We start from the raw sequence: 10,837 nt of genomic DNA, 5'->3' as shown, positions 1-10,837 counted from the left end.
ATCGCCGAGGCTGCCGCAGCCGCCCGTTCGGCGCCGCCGGAGATGGCGCGCCACATTGCGTGGATGCTCGACACCCGCAGCCGTGCCTACCGGCGCCTGGGCAAGGCCGACGCCGCGGTAGGCGCGCAGCTGCTGGCGGTCCGCACGGCTGGCCCCGAGCGCGCTACGGTCAGTCAGCGCCTCAACCTGGCCAACCTGTATGCCGCCCTGCACCGTCCGTCGATGGCACGCGAAACGATGCAGGGCCTGGACAACATGAGCACCTACGGCCGCAGCACGAAGGCGGTGATCGAACTGCAGGCCGCCCTGCAGCTCGACGATGCCGCCGCAGCGTCGCGCGCGCGCGAGCAGCTGTTCGCCAGCCGCGTTGAAACCCCCGGCCACTACCGTGAGGCGCTGTTGCTGGAGGATCGGATGGATGAAGCCGCGGCCGGCCTGATCGCCCAGCTGCAGGACCCGATGGACCGCAGCGATGCCCTGCTTGAGCTGCAGGACACGCGCGATGCGCCACCGCTGCCGGAGGAAGTCCTGCTTACGGCGCGTTGGAAGCAGCTCAAGCAACGTGCCGATGTGCAGGCTGCGGTGCGTCGTGTCGGCCGCATCGAGTCCTACCCGCTGTTCACCTTCTGAGCGCAGGTCAGCGCGCCGGGGTTTCCGGTTTGAAGCCCATCGCCTCGCGGTAGCGCGCGTACAGCGCGCCCACTTTCTCCACGTAGGCCAGCGTTTCCGCATACGGCGGCACGCCCTTGTAGCGGGTCACCGCTCCGATGCCCGCGTTGTAGGCGGCCGCCGCCAGCGTGCGGTCGCCCTTGTAGCGCGCCAGCAGCGCCTTCAGGTACCGCGCGCCGCCATTGATCGACTGCTCGGCGGAAAGCGGATCGGACACGCCCAGTTCGGTGGCGGTATCGGGCATCAGCTGCATCACCCCCTGCGCGCCCTTGGGCGACACCGCGCCGGCATCGAAGCCACTTTCGGCATGGGCGATCGCGCGCAGCCAGGCATCGTCCACGCCCGTGGCCCGTGCCGCCGCCTTGAACTGTTTCGCATGGCGGTTGAGCTGCGGCGCGCCGACCTTGCCCAGCCCTTCGTGCGCGGGTTCGCCCGGTGGCGTGGCCACGGTGAATTTCAGGAACACCCGCGAACCGGGCAGGTTGCGGGTGGAGTACACCAGCTGCCCGTCCTGCTCGCGCTCATACAAGGTTCCGCTGAACACTCCCATGTTGCCCCACAGGTTGGGCGCCTGCACCGCGTTGTCGTCGATCTGCTGCGCCTTGCACTTCGAACCCGGTTCGGGCGCCGTGGCCAGGCTGACCGTGTTGTTCTGTACGCAGCGATACACCGTGCGCGCGGCCGCAGTGCCGGGCAACAGCAACGGCAACAGGGCCAGCACGGCAGGCAGCAGGGGCTTCATGGCTCCGGGGCCGCCGGGGGCGGCCAGATCGAGGGGTGGCGCGATCATCCGGCCGGAAGTGCGAACCGCAGGTGAAGCCTATGCGGGTGGCTGAGAAAATGCCGCTGTTGGCCGACGGGGTGGGCGAAGCAAGCACCAGCCATGGCTGCCGGGGTGACGGCTTCACCTCCCCCTTGCGACCTGATGCCGACACTGGGGAAATACCGACAGGAATCTACGTGAAGCCCTGTTCCAAACCGACGTTCCAGATGGTCATATAGGGCTCAATCCACGCCCGCCGGGCAGAGAGGTCCGCTTGAAGCGCGCCAGCACCATCGCCGCCATCGCGCTTGCCGCCCTTCTGGGGGCCATCCTGCCTGTGGCCGCGCTGGTCTACATCAGCTGGAGCCGCGCCCAGGTCGCCGAGACCGACCGCCTCGAGCGCACCGCCGAACGTACCCTTCAACGTGCCCACCGCGCCTACGAGGCCGGCCTGCTGGCCCTGCGCAAGCTCAACCAGGCGCAACTGCCCGGCTGCTCGCCCGAGCACCTCAAGCTGATGCGCAGCCTCACGCTGAGCACCACCTCCGCCGAACAGGTGGGCTATTTCGAGGAAGGTCGGCTGCGCTGCACCTCCTGGGGCATGGTCGAGGACCTGGTGCCCGAACCTACCCCAGACCACATCACCGCCGACGGCGCCGCCATCACCCTTGGCGTGCGGCCGGTGGCGGGCGATGGTGCCGCCTCGCTGCTCTCCCTGCAGCTGGGCCGCCACGACATCCTGATGGACCCCTCCCGGTTCGTGGATGTCATCGCCGAACCCAACGTGCGGCTGGCGGTGGCCACCCCCGATGGCCGCCTGATCGCCCAGCAGCCCATGGCCGACCCGGAACTGCTGCAGCGACTGCTGCGCGAACCGCATAACGGGCATACCCCGCGCACGCTGTTTGCCAGCGCGCAGGACCAGGAATGGCTGGCCATCGCCATCGCCCCACGGGTCGGGCTGTTGGCCGCCTTCCAGCAGCAGTTCTGGCAGCTGGTGCCGCTGGGCGTGGTGGGCGCGGTGCTGGCCACCGTCGCCGGCATCTGGCTCTCGCGCCGCCGCCTGTCGCTGCGCAACGAACTGGCCAGCGCGGTGCGCCGCCGTGAGTTCCGCATGGACTACCAGCCCATCATCGAACTGGACACCGGCATCTGCGTGGGCGCCGAGGCGCTGGTGCGCTGGTCTCGCGCCGACGGCACCCAGGTGCGGCCGGATTTGTTCATTCCCGTCGCCGAAGAAACCGGATTGATCGAAGCGCTCACCGACCACGTGATGGACCTGGTGATCAGCGACATGCGTGAGCTGCTCATCCATGATCGCAGCGCGCATATCGCCATCAACCTGTCTGCCGGCGATGTCAGCAGCGGGCGGGCATTGAAGGTGCTGTCCGGCAAGCTGGTCGGCAGCGGCATCCACCCGCAGCAGATCTGGCTGGAAGCCACCGAACGGGGTTTCCTCGATATCCAGGGCGCGCGCACCTCGCTGGCTGCCGCGCGGCGTGCCGGGCACTGCGTGGCCATCGATGATTTCGGCGTCGGCTATTCCAGCCTGCAGTACCTGCAGCAGCTGCCGCTGGACGCGTTGAAGATCGACAAGTCGTTCATTGATTCCATCGGCACCCACAGCGTGACCAGCCCGGTGACCTCGCACATCATCGACATGGCCAAGACGCTGGGCCTGTTCACCGTGGCCGAGGGCATCGAAACCTCGGCCCAGCTCGCCTACCTGCAGTCGCGGCAAGTGGAGTTCGGCCAGGGCTGGCTGTTCTCGCGGCCGCTGCCAGCCCCGGAGTTCGTGGCCTTCCATGAGCAGCGGCGCATGCAGTATGGGAAGGCGCCGGAAGACATGCAGAACCCCAACTCGATCACCGAATAGCGGGTTCATCGGCCGGTTGGAATGCAGCCCTATAATGAGCACGCGGCATCCAGCCGCCCCCGTCATGAGGTGTGCCTGCATGCGCCAGTAATGCCGCCGTCGTTGGACGGCCAGTCTCCTTCCCGCCCTGTTCGCAGGGGGAGTCCTTGGCATTGCTGGAGGTCGCATGACCGCATTCACCCTCACGCTCGACCGCGTGACATTCACCCTGCCCGATGGCCGGGTGCTGTTCCCTGAACTTTCTGCCTCGTTCGATACCACCCCCACCGGCCTGGTCGGCCGCAACGGCGTGGGCAAGAGCGTGCTCGGCCGTCTGCTGGCCGGGCAGCTCCAGCCCAGCAGTGGGCACATCCAACGGCAAGGCCACGTGCACCTGCTTGCCCAGCACAGTGGCGTCCTGCCCGGCCGCATTGCCGACCTTGCCGGCGTCGCCCCGCAGTTGGATGCATTGGACCGGATCGAAGCCGGCAGCGTGGACCCGCATGACTTCGCCGTGGTGGGTGAACGCTGGACCCTGCGCGAGCAGTTGCAGGCGCAATGGCAGCGGCTTGGCCTGCCCGAACTGGATCCCGCGCAACCGGCCGCCACGCTCAGCGGCGGCCAGGCCATGCAGGTGGCGTTGGCCGGTGCCCTGCTCTCAGACGCGGATGCCCTGGTGCTGGACGAGCCCAGCAACCACCTCGACAGCGCACATCGCACCCGGCTGATCGATGCGCTGGCGCAGTGGCGGGGCGGCCTGATCGTCATCAGCCACGACCGCGCGTTGCTGCGGGAGATGCAGCGCATTGTCGAACTCACGCCCAGCGGGTTGCGCAGCTACGGCGGCAACTACGACCTGTATGCCGCGCAGAAGCAGGCCGAACAGGCCAGCGCCGAAGCCGAGCTTGCCCTGCGCAAGCGCGAGCGCCGGCAGGAGCAGGCCGCACTACGCGAACAGCGCGAGCGGCAGGAACACCGCCAATCACGCGCCCAGCGCGATGCCCGCACCGCCAACCAGGCCCCCATCCTGCTGGGCGGCATGAAGAACCGCGCCGAGCACAGCGCCGGCCGGCTGCAGGCGCAGCAGCTTGAACGGCGCGCAGCGGCCGACAACCGGGTACGGGAGGCGGCAGCGGGGGTTGATGAGGCCGCCCAGATTGCAATGCTCGGGCCCAGCCTGGCCGCGCCCGGTCCGCAACAGGTCGCCACGCTTGCCAACGTGCACCTGCCATGGGTGGAGGCGCCCTGGCGGCGCATCACCCTGCATCTCCAGCGCGGCGACCGCATCGGCGTGCGCGGCCGCAACGGCAGTGGCAAGTCCACCCTGCTGCGGGTGCTGGCAGGTGAGGTGGCGCCGCTCAGTGGCGAGGTCAAGCGCGCGGCCAGCATCGCCCTGCTTGACCAGACGTTGTCCTCGCTCCCCGCGCAGGATTCCGCGCTGCAGCTGTTGCAGCGCGCGAACCCGAAGGCCAGCGAGGGCACCTTGCGCACCCGGCTGGCCCTGCTCGGCCTGGATGCCGAGCGCAGCCTGCGTCCGTTGGCCAGCCTGAGCGGTGGCGAACGGGTCAAGGCCGCGCTGGCCGCCGTGCTGTATGCGGACGTCCCGCCGCAGCTACTGCTGCTCCACGAGCCGGGCAACCACCTGGACCTGGCCTCGCTGGCCGCGCTGGAGCAGATGCTCAACCAGTACTGCGGCAGCGTGGTGATCGTCTCGCACGACCAGGCACTGCTGGATGCGGTGCAGCTGACCCATCATCTGGATGCCGGCGAGGAGGGGTGGCAGCTGAAGCTGCTGTAGTCGCGAACATCAGCACGCGCCAAAGTGACCAGCAGGCGGGAGTCGGGGATGGCAGAGGCAGTCATGGTGGTAAAAGCCTGGAAGTGGATTGAAATGTTACTATATAACACCGAACGTTCCAGACCCTTCCCCATGAAGACCACCAACGCCCTGCTCGACGCCGGCGCCATCGCCCTTTCCAGCCTGTGCCTGCTGCACTGCCTGGCCCTGCCGCTACTCGCCGCCGCCCTGCCGCTGATGGGGGTGTGGGCTGAAGCGGAGTGGGTGCACATCGTGTTCGTGGCCATCGCCGCCCCGACCACCGGCTTCGCGCTATGGCGCGCCCACCGCAAGCAACCGCTGCCGGCCGCGGCGATCGTCAGTGCAACCGCCGGTCTGCTTTTGCTGCTGGCGGGCGCAGCCGGGTGGCCGAGCCACGAAGCGGAGACGCCGATGACGGTAACCGGCAGCCTGCTCCTCGCCAGCACCCACATCTGGAACACCTGGCGCCGCCACCGTCATTGAACCCGCATGGCTCTACGCCGCATGCTTGGTGTTACAGGCGCAGCAGCATTCCCGCCAGGAACAGCAGCAGCGGCAAGGCGCTGATGATCGCGCCCACAATGCCCACCCATGGCCAGCGCTCGCGGCGTACGCGCGAGCCGATGGTCAGCAGCAGGCCCAGTACTGACGACGCCAGTACGCCCACCGCTACTCCGGCACTTCCGACCAGTAGGCGCCCCATTTCAGGTGATGCCTGCGCCACTGCGTAGGCCGCCGTCAGGATCACCGGGGCTACCAGCCAACTGGCGGTGCCGAGCAGCGGCCAGCGCTGGCCAGAGGCGCGGGAATCGACACGGGTGTGCAGCGGCTGGGAAGTCGGTTGCGGCATGTACGTGCTCCGTAGGTCTCTCCAACCGTACACCCAACGCAACGCGTACACACCGCCTGCGCAGGTAAAAGTTCACCATGCCCGCAAACCTGTCCCTGGGGGGGATCCGCCATGCGCACATTACCGTTCACGCTTCTGCTGCCCGGCCTGCTGCTGCTCTCAGCCTGCGGCGACCGCGACAATGCCGCCGGGATGTTCTCTTCCGACCCGCTGCTGGGATGCTTTGCCACCCACCCCCGCAAGCCGGCGGAGTTCCGCATCGAGCAGCAGCAGGGGCAATACTTCGTTTCCTTCAACCGCGACGAGCAATGGCAGCGTGACGCCACGCCGCTGCAGCTCTCCTCGCGCGCCGATATCGCCCGCTTCTTCAACGATGATGCCGACCAGATCGACAAGGCGCTGGTGCGTCCGACGGGCGGCTTCGGCATCTTTCACTTCAACCCCGGCGCCACCCTCAAGGGCAAGGACAAGGACAGCGACTACATGGCGCTGGTCCTGATCGGTGCGGGCCCGGTGTTCCAGGTGACCTGCCCTTGAGCGCCTCACCCAAGGCGCCGCCCTGCGGCGAACCGCGGATGTGCAGTTGCCGCCGGGGTTTCCTCGTCGGTGCGGATCCCCACCGCACCAAACCCCGGGGTGACTTCCGCACGTAGCGGCGCATGTGCCGCCGTGCTCCCGCTCCCCTGTACGGCCGACCCGCCCAACGCCACGCACGCCTCCGTTGCACGGCCACCCCCGGTAGCGGCATACGGCGGCGCGCGTCCCTGCGCACGGGACGCGCCAGCCATCCGAGTCGCCCGCCCACCATCCAGCGCACGCCGCGCGGCACGGTCCGTCCGTACTTCAGCATGGCCCGCCCTCTCTGGCACAACGGCGGTGGATGGAACTGTAGGGCCACTCGCAGGCCTCCCGCACGAACCCGTGCTGCACGGGATAGCTGTGCACGTAGGCGATGTGGCGCTGCACGTCATCGGCGTCGACCAACCGTCGCTCACGGAAGTCGGTGTGCCATAGCGGCCGAACCGTGCGGTCACGGCGCACCATCGCACGCGGTGGATGACCCGGCAGCTGGCGGTCGAACACCGCCTGGATCTGCAGCCATCGCCGGTGGCCCTCTTCGTCCCCATCCGGCAGCGTCCACACGCCGTGCAGATGATCGGGCAGCACCACGATTGCATTGATCCGGAACGGCCGCGCCTGCTGCGCTATCCGGAATGCCAGCCGCAGTAACTGCGCGTGCTCCACCAGCAGGCGGCTGTAGCGATCACGAAGATGCGCGCTGAAGAAGTACGCGCTGCCGGGTTGCCAGGAGGGGTTTTCAGTAGCCATGGGCGCAGTGTGCAAATCTGCGCGAGCGCGAACGATCGGGGCAGCCCGCGCGCAGGCGTCAGTGCGCCGCCCGGCCCGCGGTCAGGATGCGGCGCGTGGCGGTCCCAGTTCGCTTTCACATGCCTGTTGAGCTGCGTGCCTGATCTGCTCGCCCAGCATCAGGGCGTTCTCTTCGCCCAAGCGCTTCGCCGCCAGCGAAGCAGGCGGCAGCAGACGTCGCAGGGCATCGCTGACCGGCACCGACCAACTGCGCGGCGTGGAGGGTACATCCACTTCCGGCAGGTCACCCAAGGTCCACGGCAGCATCTGCAGCTTCTGCGATCGCGACGAAATGACCTGATCGGGCGCGTCGCGGAAACGGATGACCACGCGCATCATGGGGTAGTCGTCGGTCCATTCCATCTGCGTGTAGTACGTATCCAGCTGCGCTCGCAACGCGCTCCCCTTCATGAGGTCGAACATCCGATTGCGGATGTTTTCGGCGGTACACGCAGGTACGTTGCGGCTCGCGCTGGGCGCTGCGCTTTCCAGCATCCCGAGCGGGCGCACCCGCCGCGCCATCACCTGCATACCCCGCTCGCGCGGCCAGGGTGGTGCCGACAGCGCCCACACCAGCTCGCCCACCCGCTGCGCCGGCACCGTGGCCTGCGTGGTTTCCACTCCCTCGGCCGTTTCCACCTTCGAGGTACGAGTAAACGCACGTTGGCCACCGCTGCGCTGCAGTCTATGGACTTCATCCGCACGGCTCCAGCCGCTGTACTGGTACTGGATCTCCACCGAGCGCACGTTGTCTATTGCAGCCGGCGGCCGCCCGCTGCCCGGTACCGTGCACGCCACCAGCAGCAACACGGGAATGCCGGCAAACAGGCGCAACGTGGTAAGGATCGAAGGAGTCATGGCGGCATTCTAGACCTGCGTGAACCAGCCCGGTGCCCATCTCGGTTACGATGCCCACCCCTTTCCTGCCCGTCGGCCGGCTGCCCCGCAGCGCGGTCCGCCCTGATCCCGTGACGCACTACACCGGCCCCCTGCTCACCCGCCCCCTCGCCGAAGCCCTGGTCCGCGCCCGCGATGCCGGTGCCACCGAGTGGACCGGCTCGCTCGATCTGGCACGCTCCACTGGCACGGCAACGCTGGGCGCGGAAAGCTGGCAGTGGAAGGGTGAAACCTACGCCTACCCGGGCAAGACCAAGGATCGCACCCTGTACTACTGGGATGGCGAGGAATTCCTGGCGGTATCCCGGTTCGGCTCGGCGCTGATCAAGCTGGTGCCCACCGAGTGGGACGCGCCGACCTTCGAGATCGACGGCATCAAGATGCTGCCCAGCGCGCAGGTTTCGCCCTACGAGGATGCGCGCCGCAAGGTGGCGCTGGTGGCCCCGGCAGGCAAGACCGTGCTCGATACCTGCGGCGGGCTGGGTTACTTCGCTGCCTGCTGCCTGGAAGCCGGGGTCACCCGCATCCAGTCGTTCGAGAAGAACCCCGATGTGCTGTGGCTGCGCACGCTCAACCCTTGGTCGCCCGACCCGGACGCGGCCAGCAGTGGTGGCCGCCTGTCGCTGACCCACGCCGATGTCTCGCAGGCGATCGAGGGGCTGGAGAGCAGCTCGGTGGACGCCATCCTGCACGATCCGCCGCGCTTCGGCATCGCCGGCGAGCTGTACTCGCAGGTGTTCTATGACCAGCTGGCGCGGGTGATCCGCAAGGGCGGGCGCATGTTCCATTACACCGGCGCGCCCAACAAGCTCACCAGCGGCCGCGATGTGCCGCGTGAGGTCGCCAAACGCCTGGAGAAGGCCGGCTTCAAGGCTGAACTGGCGCTCGACGGGGTGCTGGCGGTCAAGCGCTGATCCCGGCCGACGCGCAGGTGAACCGGCGGCCACGCCTCTACCCGCGCTTAACTCCGGCGCGGGTCCGCTGACCTACGCTACGGCTTCGTTCCACGTCCCAGGTACCTGCATGACCCCGAGCACTCCTGTCGCCTTCGATGAAACCGAACGCCAGCGCGCCTTGGATGCGTTGCACATCGTGGGCAGCCTGCCCGAACCGGCGTACGACGATATCGTCAAAGTCGCTGCCGCCGTCTGCGGCACCCCGATGGCACTGGTCACCCTGATCGACCGTGACCGCCAGTGGTTCAAGGCCCGCACCGGCCTGGAAGGCGTGCAGACCGAACGCAACGTGGCCGTGTGCGACCACGCCATCCGCCAGCCGACCCAGCTGATGGAAGTGGGCGACCTCAACCAGGATGCCCGCTTCGCCGACAACCCCATGCTGAAGGACCTGGGCGCCCGCTTCTACGCAGGCATGCCGCTGGTCACTGAAGATGGCGCCGCCGTGGGCAGCGTGTGCGTGGTGGACGTCAACCCACGCGAGCTCAACACGACCCAGCGCGAAGCCCTGCAGGCATTGGCCCGCCTTACCATGAACCTGATGGAAAGCCGCGGCCGCGAACGCGAGCAGCAGGTGGCCGCCATCCTGGACCAGGGGGTGGCGGAAGAAACCGCCGTTGCCCCCGACGCTGCCGGCAGCTACACCGTGGTGATCCTGGAGCTGCAGGACCTGTCCGAGCTGGCCCAGCGCCTCGGCGACCGCACCCTGGACCGCCAGTTGCAGCAGTTGGACCAGGCGCTGGAACACTGCCTGCAGCCAGACCGTGGGGACAGCATCAACCGCGTGACCGGCAGCGGTGAGTTCATCGCCGTGCTCGGCAGCGACCACGTGGACGACACCGTGGAGAAACTGCAGCAGGTGGCTCGTGAAACAAGCCAGAGCCTTGGCAGCCCGCTGCTGCTGGGCGCCGCGTCCACCAGCACTGGCGAAGCCACTACCGCTGTTTTCCTTCGGGCCGACCAGGCATTGAGCGCCGCTAAAGACGCGCTACGCGCCTAAGGAACGACCACCGGGTGCGACGTCCCCACAGTCACAGCGGCCGCGTTCGCCACGGCCGGACCGCTCAGCGGTACTAGGTCATCTTGAGATGAAATCAAGCAGAAGCGCGTTGACTTCATCGGCATGGGTCAGGTTGCACCCATGGGGCGCCCCCTCCAGGACCACCAGCTGGCTGCCCGGTATGAGTTCCTGGGTAAGGGTTGCGGTGTTCGGGCATGGAGAGAAGGCGTCGCTGTCGCCATGGATGATCAAGGTGGGCTTGTTGATATCCGCCAGCTGGCGACGGAAGTCCCGGGAACAGAACCTCTCGAAGCATTCCACCGCTGCGGTCGGATCTGAGAACTTGCACATCCGGATAGCGTCCCTGAACTGTTGATCGGTAATTTTCAGTTCGCCATTGACACTGTAGTAGCGGGTGACCAGATCAACGAAGAAGGCATTCCGATCATCTTCGGGTGCTTGCCGCATCGCCTCCTGCTCATCGAGCGGAAGCCAGCCGTCCGGATTCCCGAAGCCTTTCAGAACAAATGGGGTGAATGTGGAAATGAGCACGGCTTTGTCCACAATCGCTCCCCCGAACCGGCTGAAGAACTGCACGATTTCACCGCACCCCATTCCGATGCCGACCAGCGTGGCGCCGGTCAGCCTCAGGCGGACGTT

General features: G+C 67.5%; 11 protein-coding genes and 1 pseudogene. 7 read left to right on the top strand and 5 right to left on the bottom strand.

Annotated elements, in window-relative coordinates; translation table 11 throughout:
- Positions 1-630: pseudogene (locus KVS69_RS17050) on the top strand (hypothetical protein); the annotation flags it as partial.
- Positions 631-637: 7 nt separating this feature from the next.
- Here KVS69_RS17050 and KVS69_RS17045 read toward each other — a convergent pair.
- Positions 638-1,411, bottom strand: coding sequence for a lytic transglycosylase domain-containing protein (locus tag KVS69_RS17045; RefSeq protein ID WP_217539109.1), 774 nt, complete (start codon positions 1,409-1,411; stop codon positions 638-640).
- Positions 1,412-1,706: 295 nt separating this feature from the next.
- Between KVS69_RS17045 and KVS69_RS17040 the strand changes: the two genes are divergently transcribed.
- The 3 genes from KVS69_RS17040 to KVS69_RS17030 all read left to right on the top strand — a co-directional run bounded on the left by KVS69_RS17040 (position 1,707) and on the right by KVS69_RS17030 (position 5,589).
- A complete protein-coding gene (locus tag KVS69_RS17040) occupies positions 1,707-3,308 on the top strand; it encodes an EAL domain-containing protein (RefSeq protein ID WP_217539108.1) in 1,602 nt (533 codons plus the stop codon).
- 166 nt (positions 3,309-3,474) lie between these two features.
- The gene (locus KVS69_RS17035) at positions 3,475-5,085 is read left to right on the top strand and encodes an ABC-F family ATP-binding cassette domain-containing protein (protein ID WP_217539106.1); all 1,611 of its coding nucleotides are present in this window, start codon (positions 3,475-3,477) and stop codon (positions 5,083-5,085) included.
- A 132-nt stretch (positions 5,086-5,217) separates the two neighbouring features.
- On the top strand, positions 5,218-5,589 hold the full coding sequence (locus KVS69_RS17030; RefSeq protein WP_217539104.1) for a MerC domain-containing protein: 372 nt from the start codon (positions 5,218-5,220) through the stop codon (positions 5,587-5,589).
- 31 nt (positions 5,590-5,620) lie between these two features.
- Here KVS69_RS17030 and KVS69_RS21130 read toward each other — a convergent pair whose 3' ends face one another.
- Positions 5,621-5,956, bottom strand: a complete 336-nt coding sequence (locus KVS69_RS21130) for a hypothetical protein (RefSeq protein WP_254622244.1) — start codon at positions 5,954-5,956, stop codon at positions 5,621-5,623.
- Positions 5,957-6,067: 111 nt separating this feature from the next.
- Here KVS69_RS21130 and KVS69_RS17020 point away from each other — a divergent pair, with 111 nt between their 5' ends.
- A complete protein-coding gene (locus KVS69_RS17020; protein ID WP_217539102.1) occupies positions 6,068-6,493 on the top strand; it encodes a hypothetical protein in 426 nt (141 codons plus the stop codon).
- 306 nt (positions 6,494-6,799) lie between these two features.
- Here the strand turns inward: KVS69_RS17020 and KVS69_RS17015 are convergent, their stop codons facing one another.
- Complete coding sequence (locus KVS69_RS17015; RefSeq protein WP_217539100.1) at positions 6,800-7,285, bottom strand: transposase; 486 nt, start codon at positions 7,283-7,285, stop codon at positions 6,800-6,802.
- An 81-nt stretch (positions 7,286-7,366) separates the two neighbouring features.
- Positions 7,367-8,182 (bottom strand): hypothetical protein, encoded by an 816-nt coding sequence (locus KVS69_RS17010; protein ID WP_217539098.1) that lies wholly within the window; start codon positions 8,180-8,182, stop codon positions 7,367-7,369.
- Positions 8,183-8,232: 50 nt separating this feature from the next.
- Between KVS69_RS17010 and KVS69_RS17005 the strand changes: the two genes are divergently transcribed.
- Together KVS69_RS17005 and KVS69_RS17000 are read left to right on the top strand one after the other, a co-directional pair.
- Entirely contained in the window at positions 8,233-9,135 is a 903-nt protein-coding gene (locus KVS69_RS17005) for an MnmC family methyltransferase (RefSeq protein ID WP_254622243.1), read from the top strand.
- 109 nt (positions 9,136-9,244) lie between these two features.
- The gene (locus tag KVS69_RS17000; RefSeq protein ID WP_217539096.1) at positions 9,245-10,177 is read left to right on the top strand and encodes a GAF domain-containing protein; all 933 of its coding nucleotides are present in this window, start codon (positions 9,245-9,247) and stop codon (positions 10,175-10,177) included.
- Positions 10,178-10,255: 78 nt separating this feature from the next.
- Here KVS69_RS17000 and KVS69_RS16995 read toward each other — a convergent pair.
- On the bottom strand, positions 10,256-10,837 hold a 582-nt coding region (locus tag KVS69_RS16995; protein ID WP_217539093.1), incomplete at its 5' end, for an alpha/beta hydrolase.

It is taken from the genome of Stenotrophomonas sp. GbtcB23 (assembly GCF_019091045.1).
Lineage (GTDB): Bacteria > Pseudomonadota > Gammaproteobacteria > Xanthomonadales > Xanthomonadaceae > Stenotrophomonas > Stenotrophomonas rhizophila_A.
This window is presented reverse-complemented; position numbering and strand designations above follow the sequence as displayed.

Excerpts from the sequence above, each read along its gene's own strand:
- KVS69_RS17000 (WP_217539096.1), top strand. The coding sequence starts at position 9,245 with ATGACCCCGAGCACTCCTGTCGCCTTCGATGAAACCGAACGCCAGCGC.
- KVS69_RS17010 (WP_217539098.1), bottom strand. The coding sequence starts at position 8,182 with ATGACTCCTTCGATCCTTACCACGTTGCGCCTGTTTGCCGGCATTCCC.
- KVS69_RS17015 (WP_217539100.1), bottom strand. The coding sequence starts at position 7,285 with ATGGCTACTGAAAACCCCTCCTGGCAACCCGGCAGCGCGTACTTCTTC.
- KVS69_RS17020 (WP_217539102.1), top strand. The coding sequence starts at position 6,068 with ATGCGCACATTACCGTTCACGCTTCTGCTGCCCGGCCTGCTGCTGCTC.
- KVS69_RS21130 (WP_254622244.1), bottom strand. The coding sequence starts at position 5,956 with ATGCCGCAACCGACTTCCCAGCCGCTGCACACCCGTGTCGATTCCCGC.
- KVS69_RS17030 (WP_217539104.1), top strand. The coding sequence starts at position 5,218 with ATGAAGACCACCAACGCCCTGCTCGACGCCGGCGCCATCGCCCTTTCC.
- KVS69_RS17045 (WP_217539109.1), bottom strand. The coding sequence starts at position 1,411 with ATGAAGCCCCTGCTGCCTGCCGTGCTGGCCCTGTTGCCGTTGCTGTTG.
- KVS69_RS17005 (WP_254622243.1), top strand. The coding sequence starts at position 8,233 with ATGCCCACCCCTTTCCTGCCCGTCGGCCGGCTGCCCCGCAGCGCGGTC.
- KVS69_RS17035 (WP_217539106.1), top strand. The coding sequence starts at position 3,475 with ATGACCGCATTCACCCTCACGCTCGACCGCGTGACATTCACCCTGCCC.